The sequence below is a fragment of the Halosubterraneus shenae genome, from assembly GCF_050510935.1.
Lineage (GTDB): Archaea > Halobacteriota > Halobacteria > Halobacteriales > Haloferacaceae > JBDGPU01.
In genome coordinates, this window is the sequence record NZ_JBNLVO010000005.1 from 223567 (window position 1) to 242717 (window position 19151).

The 19151-nt window shown below is 67.4% G+C and carries 19 protein-coding genes; 12 read left to right on the forward strand and 7 right to left on the reverse strand.

All coding sequences use genetic code 11. The annotated features are described in order from the left end of the window. Nucleotides 1–31: 31 nt before the first annotated feature. The 3 genes from ACQE3M_RS12645 to ACQE3M_RS12655 all read right to left on the reverse strand — a co-directional run bounded on the left by ACQE3M_RS12645 (nucleotide 32) and on the right by ACQE3M_RS12655 (nucleotide 3494). Complete coding sequence (locus ACQE3M_RS12645; RefSeq protein WP_430505985.1) at nucleotides 32–1057, reverse strand: DUF7547 family protein; 1026 nt, start codon at nucleotides 1055–1057, stop codon at nucleotides 32–34. A 22-nt stretch (nucleotides 1058–1079) separates the two neighbouring features. Then, the gene (locus ACQE3M_RS12650; RefSeq protein WP_430505986.1) at nucleotides 1080–2327 is read right to left on the reverse strand and encodes a GNAT family N-acetyltransferase; all 1248 of its coding nucleotides are present in this window, start codon (nucleotides 2325–2327) and stop codon (nucleotides 1080–1082) included. Between the two features lie 84 nt (nucleotides 2328–2411). Then, on the reverse strand, nucleotides 2412–3494 hold the full coding sequence (locus tag ACQE3M_RS12655; RefSeq protein WP_430505987.1) for an NADH:flavin oxidoreductase/NADH oxidase: 1083 nt from the start codon (nucleotides 3492–3494) through the stop codon (nucleotides 2412–2414). Nucleotides 3495–3654: 160 nt separating this feature from the next. Between ACQE3M_RS12655 and ACQE3M_RS12660 the strand changes: the two genes are divergently transcribed. Together ACQE3M_RS12660 and ACQE3M_RS12665 are read left to right on the forward strand one after the other, a co-directional pair. Further along, nucleotides 3655–4488 (forward strand): hypothetical protein, encoded by an 834-nt coding sequence (locus ACQE3M_RS12660; RefSeq protein ID WP_430505988.1) that lies wholly within the window; start codon nucleotides 3655–3657, stop codon nucleotides 4486–4488. Between the two features lie 75 nt (nucleotides 4489–4563). Beyond that, on the forward strand, nucleotides 4564–4722 hold the full coding sequence (locus tag ACQE3M_RS12665; protein ID WP_430505989.1) for a hypothetical protein: 159 nt from the start codon (nucleotides 4564–4566) through the stop codon (nucleotides 4720–4722). 108 nt (nucleotides 4723–4830) lie between these two features. Here the strand turns inward: ACQE3M_RS12665 and dpsA are convergent, their stop codons facing one another. Continuing rightward, the gene (gene dpsA, locus ACQE3M_RS12670; protein ID WP_430505990.1) at nucleotides 4831–5373 is read right to left on the reverse strand and encodes a DNA starvation/stationary phase protection protein DpsA; all 543 of its coding nucleotides are present in this window, start codon (nucleotides 5371–5373) and stop codon (nucleotides 4831–4833) included. A 234-nt stretch (nucleotides 5374–5607) separates the two neighbouring features. On the opposite strand from dpsA, the gene ACQE3M_RS12675 reads away from it, so the two are divergent. Together ACQE3M_RS12675 and ACQE3M_RS12680 are read left to right on the forward strand one after the other, a co-directional pair. Next, a complete protein-coding gene (locus tag ACQE3M_RS12675; protein ID WP_430505991.1) occupies nucleotides 5608–6924 on the forward strand; it encodes a HEAT repeat domain-containing protein in 1317 nt (438 codons plus the stop codon). A gap of 145 nt (nucleotides 6925–7069) precedes the next feature. Next, nucleotides 7070–8710: a phospholipase D-like domain-containing protein gene (locus tag ACQE3M_RS12680; protein WP_430505992.1), complete on the forward strand. Its 1641-nt coding sequence runs from the start codon at nucleotides 7070–7072 to the stop codon at nucleotides 8708–8710. A 31-nt stretch (nucleotides 8711–8741) separates the two neighbouring features. Here the strand turns inward: ACQE3M_RS12680 and ACQE3M_RS12685 are convergent, their stop codons facing one another. Continuing rightward, nucleotides 8742–10688, reverse strand: a complete 1947-nt coding sequence (locus tag ACQE3M_RS12685) for a DHH family phosphoesterase (RefSeq protein WP_430505993.1) — start codon at nucleotides 10686–10688, stop codon at nucleotides 8742–8744. A gap of 207 nt (nucleotides 10689–10895) precedes the next feature. Here ACQE3M_RS12685 and ACQE3M_RS12690 point away from each other — a divergent pair, with 207 nt between their 5' ends. The 6 genes from ACQE3M_RS12690 to ACQE3M_RS12715 all read left to right on the forward strand — a co-directional run bounded on the left by ACQE3M_RS12690 (nucleotide 10896) and on the right by ACQE3M_RS12715 (nucleotide 15659). Continuing rightward, the gene (locus ACQE3M_RS12690) at nucleotides 10896–12146 is read left to right on the forward strand and encodes an RNA-guided endonuclease InsQ/TnpB family protein (RefSeq protein ID WP_430505994.1); all 1251 of its coding nucleotides are present in this window, start codon (nucleotides 10896–10898) and stop codon (nucleotides 12144–12146) included. A 101-nt stretch (nucleotides 12147–12247) separates the two neighbouring features. Further along, nucleotides 12248–12784 carry a Mov34/MPN/PAD-1 family protein gene (locus ACQE3M_RS12695; protein WP_430505995.1) on the forward strand — a complete coding sequence of 179 codons (537 nt, stop codon included), beginning with the start codon at nucleotides 12248–12250 and terminating at the stop codon, nucleotides 12782–12784. Beyond that, entirely contained in the window at nucleotides 12781–13221 is a 441-nt protein-coding gene (locus ACQE3M_RS12700) for an FAD synthase family protein (RefSeq protein ID WP_430505996.1), read from the forward strand. The genes ACQE3M_RS12695 and ACQE3M_RS12700 overlap by 4 nt, the downstream gene beginning before the upstream one ends. 137 nt (nucleotides 13222–13358) lie before the next feature. Continuing rightward, entirely contained in the window at nucleotides 13359–14711 is a 1353-nt protein-coding gene (gene cyoE, locus ACQE3M_RS12705; protein WP_430506141.1) for a heme o synthase, read from the forward strand. Next, a complete protein-coding gene (locus ACQE3M_RS12710; protein WP_430505997.1) occupies nucleotides 14708–15379 on the forward strand; it encodes a DUF7546 family protein in 672 nt (223 codons plus the stop codon). The genes cyoE and ACQE3M_RS12710 overlap by 4 nt, the downstream gene beginning before the upstream one ends. Before the next feature lie 37 nt (nucleotides 15380–15416). Beyond that, nucleotides 15417–15659, forward strand: a complete 243-nt coding sequence (locus tag ACQE3M_RS12715; protein ID WP_430505998.1) for an Rdx family protein — start codon at nucleotides 15417–15419, stop codon at nucleotides 15657–15659. On the opposite strand, the gene ACQE3M_RS12720 is transcribed toward ACQE3M_RS12715, so the two are convergent. Together ACQE3M_RS12720 and ACQE3M_RS12725 are read right to left on the reverse strand one after the other, a co-directional pair. Then, entirely contained in the window at nucleotides 15660–16349 is a 690-nt protein-coding gene (locus ACQE3M_RS12720) for a class I SAM-dependent methyltransferase (protein ID WP_430505999.1), read from the reverse strand. A gap of 187 nt (nucleotides 16350–16536) precedes the next feature. Next, a complete protein-coding gene (locus ACQE3M_RS12725) occupies nucleotides 16537–16719 on the reverse strand; it encodes a hypothetical protein (protein WP_430506000.1) in 183 nt (60 codons plus the stop codon). Between the two features lie 119 nt (nucleotides 16720–16838). Here ACQE3M_RS12725 and ACQE3M_RS12730 point away from each other — a divergent pair, with 119 nt between their 5' ends. Together ACQE3M_RS12730 and ACQE3M_RS12735 are read left to right on the forward strand one after the other, a co-directional pair. After that, on the forward strand, nucleotides 16839–17528 hold the full coding sequence (locus ACQE3M_RS12730; protein ID WP_430506142.1) for a hypothetical protein: 690 nt from the start codon (nucleotides 16839–16841) through the stop codon (nucleotides 17526–17528). Nucleotides 17529–17893: 365 nt separating this feature from the next. Then, nucleotides 17894–19081, forward strand: coding sequence for a S8 family peptidase (locus ACQE3M_RS12735; protein ID WP_430506001.1), 1188 nt, complete (start codon nucleotides 17894–17896; stop codon nucleotides 19079–19081). Nucleotides 19082–19151: the final 70 nt, after the last annotated feature.

Consider the following 19151-nt stretch of genomic DNA (forward strand, 5'->3'; position numbering starts at 1 on the left):
CAGCCGGAGCGGCGGTCGCTCGATACTTCCGCTACGACTCGGACGAGGCACCATCCTCGCCGTCGGCGTCCGCGTCGCCGTCTCTATCGGCGTTCGCGTCGCCGTCTCCCTCGGCGTTCGCGTCGCCGTCTCCCTCGGCGTTCGCGTCCTCGTTGCCCTCGGCTGCCTGCTCGCCTCCGCTTTCAACCGCCTCCTCAGCTTCGTCCGTCGCATCCCCCTCGTCGCCCAGCTCGCGCTTGATCGACTCGAGTTCGGAGTCGACGTCAACTGACGCGCGCTCGGGCTCGCCGGCAACGGGCCCGTCGCCGTCGACCGTCTCGCTCGACTCCCGGCGCGATTCCCCCTCGGAAGCCGGGTCGTGGACGTCGATGTGGACCGCCCCGTCGTGCCGGGATTCGGGGTCGGCGTCGCTAGCGGTCGCATCGCCATCGCCCGGGTCCGTCGACCCCGGCTCGGTCGGCTCCGTCGCCGGCGGCGGTCCCCGTTCCTCCGGCCGCGTCGACCGCTCGAGTTCCGCCTCGATCTCGGCGGTGAGTTCGCGAGCGTCCTGCAGTATCGACCGCGGCGCGCTCTCTTCCGGGAGGTCGGCCGCCGAGAGCGCTTCACGGAGGTCCGAGAGCGTCGACGCCAGCTGCGCCTCGGCGTTCTCGCGCACGCCGGCGAGCCGTTCGGATCCAGCGCCGGTACCCCTGCGCCGTCGCCGGTCGTCCTCCGGCGACAGCTCGCGTCCCGGGTCGGCGAGGCGGAGCGTGCCCTGGAGCAGCTCCAGCGACTTGATCGTGGTCTCCAGCAGCGCGATGAGCGACGGGATCGTATACTGCTCGGTGAATCGGAGCAGTTCGGAGAGGCTCGGCGGCCGCGGCGGACCGGCTCGTTCGTCCCGTAACTCCCCGCGGAGCTCCTCCAGCGTCGTCTCGAGCTCCGCGAGGCGTGCTTCGAGGTCCTCGCGGCTCGGGTTCGGCCCCGAGTCGGTGGCCCGGCCGGTACCCGGGTCTCGATCGCCCGGATCTCGATCGCGGTCGGGAGTGTGGTCGCGGTCGGTATCTCGATCGGTCATTGCCGACCCTTCGCACGCCGGGTTAAAAGCCCTCCCGCAGGTGCGTCCTGCGCGGCGGGCACAGCGCCCCCAGGGTCGACCGAGCTGCGTCACTGCTTCCCTCGGTAACTTTTAAATCCCCTATCCGCTCGGCCTCGTCGACGCCGTGATACCCGGCGTAGAGCTGCGAGAGCGTCCCGATACCGACCTCGACCGTCGGGACGGTTTCCGTCGCTTTCGCCGATTCCGCTTTTAAATCGGTCCGATCGACGGAAACGGTCCCGTCACGCACCTCGACCGCGAACCGACCGTCGTTCCAGTCGACCAGCGGGTCGGAGACGACGAGGTCGACTCGACCCTCGTCGTCGCTGGCGACGGTGGGAGAGAGCCGTTCGAACGCGACCGCGACGTCGATGAGTCGGAACATCGGCCCCGTGCGCTGCTCACAGGTGATCGCCCGCGGGTCGTCAACGCGGTCCAGTAGCTCGACGTCCGGCGGGGCGCGGATCCGGACCTCCGACACCTGCGAATCGTGGTTGCGACAGAAGCGCAGGAGGTTCAGCCAGGCCGTCTCGTCCGCGAAGGCGACGTTGCTCACCTCGAGGACCCGGTCCTCGCCGGAGTCGGAGAAGGTGTACCTGACGATTCCCCGGAGTTCGCCGTCGCGCTCCCAGCCGTAGACGAACGGGTCGTCGTTCCAGGTCTGGAGGATCAGCCGCTCCCACCAGTCCTGGGTCCAGTCCAGCGTGAAGTCGTACTGCTCGGCCATCGCGTCCAGCACCGGCTCCGTCGCCGCGAAGTCGTCCGCGCCGAGCTCGACGAACGTCCCGGGCGCGTCCCGGGTCGCGTCCGCGTCGGCGACGAACGCGAGCTGCTCCGGCGGGGTCTTCACGTAGACGTACTGACTCACCGTGCCCCAGCCGTACTTCCGATAGAAGGAGTACTCGAAGGGCCATAGCACCGAGAAGGCGGTCCCGTTCTCGCGGTACTCCGCCAGCGACTCCTCGAGCAGCCGTTTCGTGTACCCCTGCCGCCGGTGTTCGGGCGCGGACGCGACGACGCTCAGCCCGGCAACGTCGCGGTCGACGCCGCGGATCCGAAGGTCGAAGTCCCGGTGGGCACAGATGACCAGCGGTTCGTCGTCCCTGAACAGCCCTCGCGGCTGCTCCAGCGACGGACGCTCGTCGACCTCCTCGGGGTCGAACTGCCCGTCCTCCGGCGAGAACGCGTAGTTCGCCAGCTTGTGAAACTCGGCCTTGCGGTCCTCGGGGAAGGGGCGATACTCGACCATAACCGAGAGCCGGCGGGACGGAGCAAAAGGGTTGCCGTCGTGTGCGAAGCACTGTCAGTCGACCGCCTGCCCGCGCGGGCGACCTCAATCGAACCGACCGCGTCGGTACTGCGGCGGCCACTCGACGTCGGCGTCGAGCTCGTGGGCGGCCTCGAGCGCCCAGTAGGGATGCCGGAGCATCTCCCGGCCGAGCGCGACGAGGTCCGTCCGCTCGTTGCGGACGAGCGAGTCGGCGTGGGTCGGGTCCGTGATCTTGCCGACGGCGGCGACCGGAACCTCGGCGTCCTCGCGGACGACCTCGGCGTACGGCACCTGGTAGCCCGGCCCGGCATGGGGGACGTCCTGGTCCGGGTGGATCCCGCCGCCGGAGATGTCGATGAGGTCGGCGCCGGCCGCCTCGAGCATCGGTGCGAGGCGCGCGGACTGCTCGAGGTCCCACGACTCGCGGTCGTCGAGCCAGTCGGTCGCGGAGATGCGGACGAACACCGGCTTGTCGTCGGGCCAGACCTCGCGGACGGCCTCGGTGACCTCTCGGGCGAACCGCGTGCGGTTCTCGAAGCTCCCGCCGTACTCGTCGTCGCGGTCGTTCGCGACGGGCGAGAGGAACTGGTGGATGAGGTAGCCGTGGGCCGCATGGACCTCCGCGACCTCGAAGCCGGCGTCGAGCGCGCGCTCGGCCGCGGCGCGGAAGGAGTCGATCACGGCGGCGATGTCGCCGTGGTCCATCGCGGCCGTCTCCGGCGGCTCGTCGGACGGGTACGGAATTCCGGACGGGGAGATCGTCTCCCAGCCGCCCGCCTCGGGCTGGATCGGCTCGCTACCCTCCCAGGGCCGGGTGTTCGACGCCTTCCGGCCGGCGTGGGCGAGCTGGATCCCCGGCGTCGCGCCTTGCGACTTGACGAACTCCGTGATCGGTTCGAGCTTCTCGGCGTGCTCGTCCGTCCAGATCCCGAGGTCCTGCGGCGTGATGCGGCCGCGGGCCTCGACCGCCGTCGCCTCCGACATGACGAGGCCCGCGCCGCCGACCGCGCGGGAGCCGAGGTGGATCCGGTGCCAGTCGTTCGCGAAGCCGTCCTCCGCGGAGTACTGACACATCGGCGAGACCATCACGCGGTTTCGGAACGTCGTGTCCCGGAGCGTCAGTGGGGTGAATAGCGTATCCGTCATATCCGCAGCGAGGAACTGGGACGGGTAAGCCCCTGCGATACGCCGTGGGACTTGCCCGTATCGCGGAGCCAGCATGCGTGGCGCCGGTCCCGCGGTCGCCGCGTCGCGTCCGGCTTGCCGATTCCGCGGGTTTTGGGTCCCCGCACGGTCAGGGAGGGGTATGGGCCTATCCACTGCGGAGATCATGGACCTGAGTCTCGAACTCGTCGGCTGGGACGAGGTGCCCGGCGACTCGACCACCTACGTCGAGGGCGACGACGTCGAATCCACCCTCGTCGGCATCGACCTCGAGAGCCCGGAGATCCAGCTCGCTGACCGCGAGGGCTACGACCTCGTGCTCGCGCACCACCCGACCGGCGACGAGGCGCGGCTCGAGTTCACCGACGTGCTCGAGAAGCAGGTCGAGTTCATGACGAACCACGGGGTCCCGGAGGAGGTCGCCCGCGACGCCGCGAGTGGTATCGTCGACCGCATGGACCACGGCGCGCACTCGATGAACTACCGCCACGACCCCTCCGTCGCTGAGCTGCTCGACCAGCCGTACATGAACATCCACCTGGCGCCCGACGAGATCGGTCGCCGGAAGATGGCCGACGTCGCCGACGAGTTCGACGGCGACGACGCGGTCGGGGACTTCATCGACGCGCTCGGCGACCTCCCGGAGTTCGCGGACGCGATGACCGACATTCAGCTCCGCGTCGGCGACGAGGCAAACGAGCTGGGCGAGGTTGCCGTCCACCACGCCGCCGGCACCAACGGCGGCGAGGACGTCGCCAGCGCGTACTTCGACCACGGCGTCGACACGGTACTCTACATCCACGTCGGCGCGGGCGACACCGAGGGGCTCACGGAGGCGTACGGCGACGAGAAGAACCTCGTCGTGACGGGCCACATCGCCTCGGACGCAATCGGGCTGAACGTCCTCATCGACGAGCTGGAGGCCCGCGGCGTCGACTGCACGGCCATCTCCGGCTGCGGCATCGGTCGCGAGTAGGAACTGCCCGTCGAGCCACTACCGGGATTTAGGCTGACCAAAATCCATATTAGTGGGTGGCTCTCATGGACCGGTATGGAAGCTGCTGACGCACCGGCTGCGGAGGACGTGCCCGAGGACGACCACCCGCTGGTTCGCGCCATTCGGCACTCCGACGACCGAACAGTGTTCTCCGAGGAGGACAATACCGACGGCTGGATCGCGATCGACTACACCGTGGAGCTGCCGCGATAAGCAGCCGAGGTCACTGGTTCTTCCGTTTCTACCGTTGCTGTCTGCAGGGGTTGCTACTCGACGTTCTGCGGCGCCGTTTATAAAAAGCGACGCGACCGACGGCGACGGTTACTCGGCGGCTTCGACGAGCGTGTCGTCCTCGAGGTAGTGCTCGATGTGATGGCCGTGTTCCTCGACGTCGGCCAGCACGCCACGGAGCTCCTCCTCGGTGTTGTAGTCGCCGAGCTCGTTGGCGAGGCGGATGTGCTCGCGGAGCTGCTCGGTGACGTCGCCGAATATCTCGAGGTCGTGTTCCAGGGAGGTCCGGATGTCGTAGGCGTCCTTGCCCTCGGGCGAGACGGGGGCGACCTCCTCGTAGTTGGCGCCGCCGGAGAGCGGGACGCCGCCGAGCGCCTGCGCGCGCTCGGCGATAATGTCCGCGCCCTCTTCGAGGTCGGCCGCGACCTCACCGAGGTACTCGTGGATGTCGTGGAACTCGGCCCCCTCGACGATCCAGTGGTGCTTCTTCACCTGGTGATACAGGACGTACGTCGCCGCGAGGTCGCTGTTGAGCGCGTCGACCAGCTGCTCCGCTTTGTCCTCCGGGATGCGGAGGGCTTCGCTTTCGTGGACTTCGCCGTATTCGTCGCGGACGGTCTTCTGGGTACTCATTACGTTCCCCATTTCGGCAGCTCAGTACTTAAAGGTTCACACTGTGGTAATCCAAATTTGTTTTTTGAAAATAAATATTTTCGATATGCGTTCCACTTTGTGACAGACCGTGAGCGCAACACGCCACCGCGGGGGGCAGATTACGCGACTGACGACCCCAACTCGGTACGAGCACAGCGCCTCGTGCGCGCGAAGGGAAACGCCTTAATGCAACACGCGCGCAGTTCGACCCATATGAGCAACGGCGACGACGAGGGCGAGACCGACGACGCGGCATCGGAGGCCGCGGACACGGAGGCCCCATCGCTCCCCGAAGAGACCACGGCGGAGTCGCTGAACGAGTACCTCGACGCGGTCGCCGACGAACTCGAGGCGGCCGAGACGGAGGCCGACCTCGACGACGTTGACGCGCTGATCGACGACGCCGAGAGCGCGCTCGCTGACGCCGACCTCCCGGAACCCGAGGACGAAGAAGAGGAAGACCCCCAGGAAGCGCTCGAATCACGCATCGAGGACCTCCGCAGTGACGTCGAGGACGCTCGCGGCCCCTACGCCGAGGACGTCGTGGCCGACGTCGAGGCAGCGGTCTCGACGATCGAGGAGAGCGAGTGGACCGAAACTGGCGCGTCGGAGATCGAAGCCGCCGTCGACACCTTCGCGAACACGCTCGCGGAGACGATCGACGTCGACGTCCATCCGGAATCCGCCGACGAGGAGTCGCTGGTCGTCGCGCTCGAATCGCTCGCGGACGCCGTCGAGGACGCCGACCTCGATCCCGACGAGGACGCCGAGACGATCGCGTCCCTCGTCGACGCCGTCGACACGCTCTCCGCCGACCTCGACGCCGCGGAGGAGTGGGACGACCTCGAATCACGCGAGAAGCTCCAGGCGCAGGGCTACTTCGACGTGCTCGGCCACTACAAGGACTACCCGGTCGAATGGGCCGCGCTGAAGGCTCACGAACGCGAGGGCAACACGGACATGGTCCTGCTCGCGCTCGACATGATGGGCTCGGACTTCATGGAGCGTCGCTGCCTCGAAGCGCTGGAGCGCATGGGCAAGAAGGCCGCCACCGAGGAGGCCATCCAGACGATGCTCGACCGCGCGGGCAAGCGCGACGAGGACGGTATCCGTATCCTCGGCAAGATGGCCGCCGACGAGGCGACGGAGACCCTCCTCGAGTACGTCGACGAGGACTCCGACCCCGGCCTGCAGAAGGTGACGTTCAAGGCGCTCGGCGAGATCGGCGCCGAGGACGCGGTCCAGCCGCTCGCGAACAAGCTCGAGATGGACAACGAGCACGTCCGCCCGCTCGCGGCGCGCGCGCTCGGCCTCATCGGCGACACGCGCGCCGTCGACCCGCTCGCCGAAACCCTCGACTCCGACGAATCCGACGAGGTCCGCGCGGCCGCCGCCTGGGCCCTCCGCCAGATCGGGACCCAGGAAGCGCTCGAAATCGTCGCCGAGTACACGGACGAGCGCGTCTTCATCGTCCAGACGGAAGCGCAGAAGGCCAGCGAAGCGCTCGACGCGGCCGCACAGCCGGCCTGAATCGGAGGTTCACGGAAATCCCGGGGGTCGACCCAACGCTGGACCTTTTTAAATAGCTTCCCGGAGGATCGGCTCGCATCGACGGATCCGTCGCCGGCACGCTACCCGCACGGACGTTTTTATCCCATTACGAACCAGACGCCGTGTGCGAAGGGCTTGCCTGCTTGCAACGGCGCTACTACTCGCCACACTGTGTCCAGCCGTCGGGGTGACCAGCGCTGCCCCGGCCGCCACGGCCCCCGAGCGAGACGCCGACGCCGTTCAGGACGGCAACGCGACGGCGCCGAGCACCGCGGCCATCCTCGAGCACTATCCGAACCCCGTCGCCGACGGGAACCGGGGGGAGTACCTCGTCGTCGACCTCCCACGGCCCGGGAACTGGTCGCTCTGGGACGGTCACCACCGCGCGCGACTGCCGGAGCACGCAGTCGGTGCTGTGGTCGTCGCCATGGACCCCGAATACGCGAGCCGGCACGTCGACGGCCGGATCTACCGGGTCGACCATTTCCCGCTCTCCGCCAGCGGCGACCGCATCGAACTCCGGTACGAGGGTACTCCCGTCGACGTCGTCGAGTACGCCGACGCCGAGGAGGCGACGGTATGGCGGCGCGGGTCGGGCTGGCGCCCCTACGGCTACGAGGCGTTCGACCCGGGAACGAGAAACGTCGTCAGGAACGCGACCGCGACAGCCTTCGTCCTCCCGGACGAGCCGAACGCGCCACTCGCCCCGCTCCGCGAGGCCGACGACCGGATCCGGCTGGCGGGCTACACGCTCGCTTCCGAGCGCGTCGCGGACGCGCTCGTCGACGCCCATCAGCGCGGCGTCGTGGTGAGCGTTCTCGTCGAGGGAACGCCAGTGGGCGGGTTCCCGCGACCGATGGCACGCGTCCTCGACCGACTCCATCGCGCCGGTATCGAGGTCCGCGTGCTCGCCGGCCCGCGGAGTCGGTTCGCCTTCCATCACGCCAAGTACGCCGTCGCTGACGACCGGGTCGTCGTCATGACCGAGAACTGGAAGCCGGCCGGAACCGGTGGCGCGGGGAGCCGGGGATGGGGCGTCACCGTCGCGAACGCGTCGCTCGCGAGCGACCTCGCCCGGCTGTTCGAACTGGATGCGACGGCGGTCGACGCACAGCCCTGGCCCACGGCGCGGGCGAACGTGACCCTGCAGAACGACTCGCGCGCTGCCGCCGGCTTCCCGGACAGGTTCGGGCCCCTCAGCGCCGAACCGGAGCGGGTCGAGCTCCTCGTCACGCCCGAGGGCGGCCGGAGCCGGATGATTTCGATCGTCGACGACGCGGACGAGCGCGTGTTCGTCGTCGTCCCGCGCGCCGGCGACGACAGCGAGCTGCTCGCGGCGGTCCTCCGGGCCGCGGACCGCGGGGTCCGGACGCGGATACTGCTGTCGAACGCCTGGTACGACGAGCGCGAGAACGAGAACCTGACGGCGAAGTTAAACGCCCGCGCCGTGGCCCGGGACGTGCCGCTCACCGTCAGCATCGCCGAGCCCCGGAGTCGCTACGGGAAGGTTCACGCGAAGGGCGTCGTCGCCGACGACACGGTGGTCGTCGGGAGTCTCAACTGGAACCGACAGGCCGCGACCGAGAACCGGGAGGTGTTACTCGCGATCGAGAGCCCGCGACTCGCGGACTACTTCGCGCGCGTCTTCGCGGCGGACTGGCGCGGCGGGAGCGTCTTCCTCCCGTTCACGCTCGTCGGGGCGGTCGCGGCCGCGCTGCTCGGCGCCGGCTGGCTCGGGCGACGAAAAGTGAGCTTCGTTCGATGAGGGGGGAGCCGGAACTGCCCGAGGCGTCGAATCAGTCCTCGAGCTGGATCGTCGACGAGAGCGCCTCGTCGATCTCGGCGTCGGCCATCTTCTCGACGAGGGACTCGATGACTGGACCGCGGACGCCCTTCACGTACTTGATCGAGCCGACGACGAGGTGCCCGCCGCCGGAGACGCCGGCCTCCGGCAGCTCCTCGTTGAGCTCGGTGACCATGTTCGGGATGTCGAGCCGGACGCCGTCAGAGCGCAGGACGGCGAAGTCCGGCCCGTAGCCGATGGTGATGACGGGGTCGCCCGTCTCCTTGACCTTCTTGTCGTGGAGCTCGCCCGTGGTCTTCCCCGGTGCAGGGTAGGTGAACCGGTGGGCGAACTCGTCGAGGTCGATGCGGTAGAGGCGCGCGCCGGAGGCGAGCCGCTCGTGTTCCACGTGGTCCTCGACGGCGGAGAGCTGGCGGTCCACGTCGCGCTCGGCGCGCTCCGCGAGGAACTCGACGAGCTCCTCGTGGCGCGCCTCGTCCTCGCAGCCGACGTTGAGCACGTCGTTGACGAGGGTCTTCCCCTCGCTGTAGCGGAGCCAGTGGGCCGCGTAGTCGAGCGCCTCGCCGATGTCCAGCAGGTCGTCGCGCTCGTAGCCGGCCTCGCTGGCGAGCTCGACGTAGTCGTCCATCGCCTCGGCCTTCGAGCGGTCCGAGAGCCCGGCGACGGCGGGGACGTGCTCCAGCTCTTCGGAGATGCTCGGGTCGATGAGCCGGGCCAGCTCGACGCACATCATGCCGGTCGTGATCCGGTAGTCCTCGCCGTGCGTGTACGGGTTGACGTGGGCGTCGAGCAGCGGGTCGACGGCCTCCGGGTCCGGGTGGTGGTGGTCGACGACGGCGATGGGGATGTCGTAGTGCGCCAGGTTCTCGTAGGCGGGGACGTCCTCCTCGGTGGAGCCGTTGTCCAGCATGAGGAGGAAGGGGAGCTTCTGGCCGTGGCGGGCCTGCCCCTCGAGCGCGAAGTTGAGGTCGCGCGTGACGTCCTCCATCTCGTAGAAGGGGGCCTTGCTCGGCAGGCGTTTGAAGAGGTGGCGCGGGGCGTCGACGTCCTCGTGGACCTCCTGGATGAGGTTCTCGAGGGCGTGCTGGACCGGGATCGCGGCGCACATGCCGTCGCCGTCCGCGTGGTGGCGCACGCGGAGCGGGCGCCCTTCCAGGACGGTCCGGCGGAGCAGCGTAGCGACCTCCTTCAGCTCCTCGTGGATCTCCTCGAACGCTTCCCACTCGACGAGGGGGTCGACGTCCTCGGGCGTGGCGCGCTCGTCGATGGCGTCCTCGAACGCCTCGCGGGCGTCGGCCTCGCGGTCACCCTCGAGCTTCGTGAGCGAGTCGACCTCGATCTGGAGGGCGTTCTCGCGGGTCTCCACGTCGCCGGAGAGGTGGACCACGTCGCCGACCTCGATCTCGGGGTAGGCGCGGACGCCGGCCTCCTCGAAGGCGGCACAGGAGACGATGCCCGTCGCGTCGGCGACGCCGAAGATGGTCGGCCCGCCGGTCTGTTTGGTCTGGACGATCTCGCCCTCGACGGTGACGGTGTCGCCCGGTTCGAGCCCGTGGACGCGCGTGATCTCGGGCTCGTGATCGACGGTTTCGGTGTCGTAGTCCGCGAGGTCGACGTCGTCGAACGCGATGTCGCCGTTCTCCTTGATCTCCTTTAAGTGGACGACGAGCTTGTCGCCGACGTCGTAGTCGTCGGAGAGGTTCGACTCGTGGACCAGGCCGCTCACGGCGTCGGAGACGTCGACGAAGATACCGTACTCGACGACGCCGTTCACTTCGGCGTGGTAGTAGGCGTCGGGTTCGACGTCCGAGAGGGTGCAGTCGGGGGCCAGGTCGTAGACGACCGGCCGTTCGTCGCGTGCGGCGGCCGCCGATTCGGCGGCGGGTGCGGAACTCGAATCGTCCCGCTCGCCGGAATCCCCGGCGTGTTGATCACTCATGGGAAGTGCTTCGCCGTCGACGGGTGTTAAGCTTGTTATACGTACCGAGGTACGGGACCGGACGGTGGCCTATCTTTCTGCGAGGAGAGAATCCCGCCGTTTACGGCGGGAGTGAATCCAACACTTCCTCCACAATCTACCACCCGGCAGGCTGGATATTCCACGCCAATCCACACCATTAACTAGTCTTATATACATAGGCTATGCATGGCGATTGAGGTCACACGCACCTACATTGGTTCCATCCAGAACCATCGACAGGTTTGCGATGGCCTCGATTCGCTCGGAGAATCCGCCTCGAAACTCTGGAACGTTGCACGCTGGACAGCCGACCGCATCTGGGACGCAACCGGCGAAATCCCAGATGAAAGCCCGCTGAAAGCGTATATGAAGAACCAGTCGTGCTGGAAAGACTTGAACGCGCAATCCAGTCAGAAAGTCATCGAAGAACTTTCTGACGCTTTCCAGTCGTGGTTCGATCTGCGACAGAAAGTTCCAGAGGCGAATCCGCCCGGCTACCGCAAACACGGCGACACCCGACCACGAAGCACGGTGACGTTCAAAGCAGACGGCTTCAAACACGACCCAGACAACAACCGCGTCCGACTCAGTAAAGGCTCGAACCTCAAAGAATCGTGGTCGGACTTCATCCTCTGCGAGTATCAGACGCGTCCGGACGTTGACCTCGGTGAGGTCAACGAGGTGCAGAACATTCGTACGGTTTGGAACGGGGACAAATGGGAACTGCACTTCATCTGCAAAGTCGAACTCAAACCCACAGAGTCAGCAGGTGAGGAAGTTGCAGGCATCGACCTCGGTATCACGAACATCGCCACGGTTGCCTTTCCTGACGAATACCTTCTGTACTCCGGCAACTCGCTCAAGCAGGACAAGCACTACTTCACCCGCACAGAGTACGACACGGAAGGCGAGAACGGCCCCTCGGAGACGTCGATGTGGGCACGTCGAAAACTTGCAGACCGTGAAAGCCACTTCTACCACGTTCTCACAGACGCCATCATCACCGAGTGTGTCGAACGCGGTGTTGGCACGCTCGCGGTGAGTTGGCCCGAAGACGTGCGAGAGTCGAATTGGGGCAAGACCGGGAACAAGAAGTTACACTCGTGGGCGTTCGACCGCATCTACCAGTACCTCGAATACAAGGGCGAGATACGCGGTGTTGAGGTGCTGAAGGAGAACGAGTGGGACACCAGTAAGACCTGCTCACGGTGTGGTGACAACACGAAGTCGAACCGTGTCGAACGTGGCCTGTACGTTTGCTCGTCGTGCGAGTTGGTTGCGAATGCGGATTGTAACGGAGCGGAAAACATGCGGCAGAAGATAACTCCGAGTCCTCACGGCGAGGATAGGAGTAACGGCTGTGTGGCACAGCCATCGGTACACCTGTTCGACCGCGAAAGCGGGATGTTTCGCACGAGAGAACAGGTCGTATCGTAGACCGGTAAATATCCCAACGTGCGGTACGGGAAGCCTCGCCGTTTACGGCGAGGAGGATGTCACCCGGAACCCTTAGAAGGAGCGGCGTTCGAATTCTAGGTATGCGACTGTTCCGGTCGAACGACCTCCTGGGCATCGCCCGGGAGACGATGGAGTTCGTCCTCGAGGCCGCCGAGGAGACCCATCCCGACGAGTACATGGGCTTCCTCCGGGCCGAGGACGCACGGAAACTCGGACTCGACCGGACCGGACAGGTCATCACGGACGTCCTCGTCATTCCGGGGACCGTCTCGGACCCGACGAGCGCGACGGTCCGCTCCGACATGAAGCCGAACGACATGCGGTCGGTGGGGTCGGTCCACTCCCACCCGAACGGGGTGCTCCGTCCCAGCGACGCCGACCTGGACACCTTCGGCCAGGGAGAAGTGCACATCATCGTCGGGGCCCCGTACGGCTGGGGCGACTGGAAGGTGTTCGACAACGCGGGCGAGCAGACGACCCTCGAGGTCCTCGACGTCGAGGTCCCCGACGACCACTTCTTCGACTTCACGCAGGCGGACATCGACGCCGAGCTCGCGGCCGAGGAAGCGGAGGCAGCGGACGACGAACGGGGCGGCTTCCTCTCGTGGCTCAGATGACACGGGTCGTCGCGCAGGGGACGTTCGACCTCCTCCATCCCGGCCACGTGCACTACCTCTCGGACGCCGCGACGTACGGCGACGAGCTGCACGTCATCGTCGCTCGGTCGGGGAACGTCACGCACAAGGACCCGCCGATCCTCTGTGATCGCCAGCGACGCGACATGGTCGCCGCGCTCGACGTCGTCGACGAGGCGCGACTCGGCCACGAGTCGGACATCTTCGTCCCGATCGAGCAGATCGGCCCCGACGTGATCGTCCTCGGCTACGACCAGCACCACGACGAGGAGGCAATCGCTGGCGCGCTCGCCGAGCGCGGCATCGACTGTCGCGTGGAACGCGCTAGCGGACGCGAGAAGCGGTACGAGGACGAACTCCTTTCGACCGGCGCCATCGTCGACCGCGTGCTCGATGAACGGTGCGACCCGTCGGAGTGAAACCCCGTCGGCTGTAGCGCGCTTTTCAGTGAATTCCCATTGCTCGAAAACGAAACGCGGAACCTATATGCGGGTAACCCAAATCCTGACGCGTGAACGTTCCCGATCGCTTCCCCGGCTATCTCGCCGCCACCGCGATGGGTGTCTACCTCCTCCTCATCGTCGGGGCGACGACGGCCGTCACCGACGCCGCCGCGGCGTGTACCGCGTGGCCCGCCTGTGGGAACGGCTCCGCGCTCCCGACGAGCACGCTCGGGTGGGTCGCCTTCGGCCACCGGATCGCCGCCGTCGCGGTCGGGCTGCTCGTCGTCGCGACGACCGTCCTGGCGTGGCGGCGCGGTGAATCGCGTCGGGTTCGCTACGCGCTCCTCGCTGCGATGCTGCTGTATCCCGCACAGGCCGGCCTCGGCGCGTTCGTCGCGACGGCAGGTGCTTCCCCGCGGATCTCCGCGGTTCACCTCGCGGTCGGGATCGCGATCTTCGCCGCCGAACTCGCGGCGCTCGGGTGGTGGCTGGAAGCCGAAACGGGGTCCCCCGACGACACGCCGGAGGGCGAGCCGACGATGGACGAGGATCTCCCGCCGGCGACGGCCACCGGAACGGTACCCGACGCCTTCGTCCCGCGAGTGAAAGCGACTATTGCCGCGTACTGGCGGATGATGAAGCCGCGACTGATGTGGCTGCTCTGTCTCGTCGCCGCCGCGGCGATGGCCCTCGCAGGCGGGCCGGGTTTTACCGTCGAGACCGTCGGGACGACGCTGCTCGCCGGCTGCCTGTCGATCGGCGCGTCCGGCACGTTCAATCACGTCCTCGAACGCGACGTCGACCGTCGCATGAACCGGACCAGCGACCGCCCGCTCGCGGTCGACCTCGTTCCCGTCCGGAACGCCGTCGCGTTCGGCCTCCTGCTGACGGCGATTTCGGTCGGCCTCTTCTGGTCGATCAACGTGCTCGCCGCGGTACTCGGTGCGACGGCGATCGCCTTCTACAGCATCATCTACACGCTCGTGTTGAAGCCGAACACGGTCCAGAACACGGTGCTGGGCGGTGCTGCTGGCGCGTTGCCGGCGCTGATCGGCTGGGCGGCCGTGACCGGCGACGTCGGCGTCGGCGGCCTGCTGCTCGCGACGCTGATCTTCCTGTGGACGCCCGCGCACTTCTACAACCTCGCGTTGGCGTACCAGGACGACTACGAGCGCGGCGGCTTCCCGATGATGCCGGTCGTACGCGGTGAGACGACGACGCGACGCCATATCCTCTGGTACCTCGGCGCCACGCTGGTGGCCGCCGCCGTGCTGGCAGCGGTCTCGGACGCACTGGGCGTCCTCTACGTCGTCGTCGGCGTCGGGCTCGGGGCCGTGTTCCTCTGGGCCGTCGTGCAGCTCCACTACGAGCGCACCGAATCCGCGGCGTTCAGGGCCTTCCACGCGTCGAACGCGTACCTGGGCCTGCTGCTGCTCGCCGTCGTCTTCGACTCCGTCCTCCTATGACCCAGCTCACCGCCAGCTTCGACAGGCTTCGACGCACGTCGGTCGATCGGACGACCATCGGCTGGGTCGCAGTCCTCCTGAACCTCCAGCTGCTCACCGTCGTCTCCTACTTCCTGTTCACCGACGCGTCGATTACCGAACCGCGGTACGTCGTCTACGGACTGGTCTGGCTGAACGTCGCCGGGCTCGTGCTCTGGCACGTCGACCCGCCGAACGCGTCGTTCCGGGAGCGACGGCGGGCAGTCGCCGTCGCGACGGCGTACTTCGGCCTGCTCGCGATCGCGGGGGGGATGATCAATCCCGGCTCGCCCGAGTACGAGGTCGGCTACCGGATCGCCATGCTGCCCCCGGGCTGGGGCCCGGCATTCGCGTTCGCCAGCCCGACGATCCGCATCATCGTCATGCCGGCGTATCTCTTCGGCTACGTCGCGCTGTCGTACCTCGTCTACGACACGGTGCTCGCCACGTCGCGCTCGGCCGTCGCCGGCGTGCTCGGACTCTTCTCCTGCGTCTCCTGCACCTGGCCGATCGTCGCCGGCGTCGCGTCGACGATCCTCGGTGGCGGCACCATCCTGACCGCCTCCGCGCTGGACGGCTCCTACGACCTCTCGACGCTGGTGTTCCTCTTGACGGTCGTGCTGCTCTACTGGCGGCCCGGCTTCCGCTAGCCGACCTTTTAACCGGTGAAAACGGCTACACAGGAATATGACACGCGTCGAAGTCGAGTACTGCGTGCCGTGTGGCATGTTGAACCGCGCTCAGGACGTCGCCGGCGCCGTCCTGCAGCAGTTCGGCGAGGAGATAGACGAGGTGTCGCTGGTGACCGGCGACAATGGCGTCTTTGTCGTCCGTGCCGACGGTGAGACGGTGTTCGACAAGACCGAGGACGAGTTCGACGTCGACGCCATCGTCCGATCGGTCCGTCCGTACGTGGGCGCGTCCGCCTAACTACAAAGAGCCAGCCTCGCCCTCGGCGTCGCTGGCGTCGGTCGAGCCCTTTTCCGGATCCGTCAGTCGACAGAGCAGGAACGCCCACGAACCGTCCCCGATGCTATCCTCGGAGCGCCACGTTTCGACGACCGAGAAGCCGGCGTCGCGGAGATACTCCTTTGTCGTCTCGAGCGGAGGGAAGCTCCAGTGCATCGCGGCGCCGGCGTCGAGCCAGTCCGGATTCGACCCGGTCCAGCCCTCCTCGCCGACCGAGGCGAGCAGCCAGCCCTCGGCCCTGAGCACGCGAGCGAACTCCCGATAGAGGGCCTCGTGCTGCTCCGTCGGGACGTGTATCGTCGAGTGGAACGCGGTGACCGCGTCGGCTGTAGCCGAGCGGATCGGAAGCGCCGTCACGTCGCCCTGCAGGACCGACCCTCTCTCGTTTGCCCTGGCCAGCTGGGCCGACGAGAAGTCGATCCCGACTGCCTCGACCGGCGACCCGTCAAACGCCTCGAGCACCGGCGTTCCCGCCCCACAGCCGGCGTCGACGACAGTGGGCGACCCGGACGAGGCAGCCGCGAGTCGGTCCCGAAGGACCTGAAACGCCGCTACTTCCCCCTCGCTCGGTTCCCGCTCGGCGGCGTAGGCGTCCGCGAGGTCGTCGTATCCTCGCCGGATCGCCGTTCGCCGGTCGGTCTCGTCGGACATGCCACCACGATAGCCGCTGTCCGGCAAGTGTGTTGGGGTCGTTCGGGAACCGGTGGCACCCGCGGCGCCGTCGCTCGAGTGGCAGCGAGGATGCGAGCGGGCGTCGAACGGTCCGGTGAACGGGACAGACGGGAAGCGGGCTTAAAAAGGGCTGGCGGCGACGACCCGGAGAGCGGGTCGACGGCGATTACTCCTCGTTTCGGTCCCGGAGCTTCCCGAGGCGCTTCTCGACGCTGTCGAGCGCCTCGCGGACCTCCTTCGAGGCCTTGCTGCCGGCTTCCTTCGTCCCCTCGACTGCCTCGTCGAGTTCCTCGCGAACCTCGTCCAGTGCTCTGTCCACGCTCTCGAAGCGGTCACTGTCGTCGGACATCGTGAGAGACTCCACCCGAAGAGCCTGTAACGCTGTGGGCCGACGACGGAGCGGCCTCCCTTCCGCGGCGGGATAGCGTCCGCTTTTAAGTAGCGATAGCCCCCATTTTGGGCATGCCGATCAAGGGTTCCGGCGAGGGCAACCTGACGGAGATCGACCGGTTCGAGCACGGCGTCGGCTGGATGGCCTATCCTGACGAGGGGATGGAGCGCGCGAGCCACGCGCTCGCCGTGCCGTCGGCGGACGGCGACGCCGACGTCTGGGTGGTCGACCCGGTAGACACCCCCGGCGTCGACGACCTGCTCGACTCGCTCGGAACCGTCGCCGGTGTCGTCGTCGGGCTCGACCGACACAAGCGAGATGCGGACGCCATCGCCCAGCGGCACGACGCGCCGGTCTTCGTGCCCGACTGGATGGACGGCGTCGCGTCGGAGTTCGCCGCGACGACGGCGCGGTTCAGCGGGGAGCTGGCCGACACCGGCTTCCGCGCGCTCGAGGTCCGGAACTCCACGATTCCGCCGTGGCAGGAGGTCGGGCTCTACGACGGCGAGACGCTCGTCGTCCCCGAGGCCGTCGGGACCGCCGACTTCTTCCGCGCCGGCGACGAGCGGCTGGGCGTCCACCCGATGCTGCGGCTGGTCCCGCCGCGGGAGGCGCTCGGCGGGCTCGATCCCGAACGGATCCTCGTCGGGCACGGGAGCGGGATCCACGAGGGCGCCGGCGACGCGCTGGCGGACGCACTGAGCGGATCTCGTCGGCGCGCACCCGCCGCGTTCACGAAGGCGCTGCGATCGTTCGTCGGAAAGTAACGCTTCGTGAGGTCGCTCGGATCGCACGGGACGCCTTATAATGAGTCCGCGATATCAGCAGCCTCGAAGTTGGTTGGGATCAACTCAACGGAAGCAACGGCACTGGATCCGGCCCAACCGAAGCAACAGCCTCGGCGTCTGCAGTCGGGTTCCGGTCGTACTGTACGAACACGTGGCGGGTTCGTTCGCAGTCGTTGGTGTCGGACGCCGAGTCGGGGACCCCTCTGGGCGGCGGAGACGGTCGAGAGACCCAAACCTGAGTCCGACACGAGGTTTGATACCCAATATAGCTGTCCCTCCTGAGCCATTCATCTTTCACTATACAGGGTAAATTTAAGTATAATACAGTATATTTCGCAGACACCATGTTGGATAATTCCCATGGCACCAATCGGCGCACAGTGTTACAGACGATTGGCGGAGCGGTCGGCGTCGCCGGGATCTCGGGCGCCGCGTCGGCTGCTGACGGGACGGTCGAGGTCAACGTCGGGTACGACGCGGAGAGCGGTCGCCAGGCGGCCCTCAACGCCGCGATGGACGTCGAACGGGAGTTCAACTTCGACGCCCTCACGATCACGGTCGCCGAGGAAGCGATCGCCGGCCTCGCCGCCCGCGACGACGTGCGGTACGTCGAGGAGAACGGGACCTACGAGGCGCTCGGCGAGACGACGCCGTGGGGGATCGACCGCACGGACGCGGACGTCGCCCACGCCAACGGCGAAACCGGCAAGGGCGCCGACGTCGCGATCGTCGACACCGGCATCGACGACGACCACCCGGACCTGCAGGGCAACATCGCCGACCCGAGCGTAAGTGGGAACCACAAGGCGTACGAGCGGTGCAAGGGCCCGAACTGCAACTACGACTGGTCCGACGACAACGACCACGGCACCCACTGCTCCGGGACGGCCGACGGCGTCGACAATACCGAGGGCGTCATCGGCGTCTCCACGCAGGCTAACCTCCACGCGCTGAAGGCGCTCGACAAGCGCGGCAGCGGGACCTACTCGAACATCGCGGCGGCCGTCGAGTACACGGCCGACCAGGGCTGGGACGTCGCGTCGATGTCGCTCGGCGGGAGCTCCAGCTCCCAGACGCTCAAGGATGCCTGCCAGTACGCGTACGACAACGGGGTCCTCCTCGTCGCCGCCGCCGGCAACGACGGGCCCTGTTCGGACTGCGTCGGCTACCCGGCGAAGTACAGCACGGTGATGGCCGTCTCGGCGACGTCCTGTGACGACACGCTGGCGAGCTTCTCCTCGACCGGCCCGGAGATCGAGATCGCCGCGCCTGGCGAGAACGTCTACTCGACGATCATCGGCGGCTACGACACCTACGACGGCACGTCGATGGCCTGTCCGCACGTCTCCGGTGCCGGCGCCCAGCTGATGGCGAACGGCTACACGAACACGGAGGCGCGACAGCAGCTCAAGGACTCCGCCGAGGACCTCGGACTCCCGTCCAACGACCAGGGCGCCGGCCTGCTCGACGTCGCCGCCGCGCTCGGGCTCGACTCCAGCGACGACGGCACCGGCGACGGCCCGAACTGCTGACGATCCCGCCGACCAGTCCCCGTTCGTTTTCTGCCGCTCAGTATGGCGAGGAATTAAGAGCGTCTGCGTC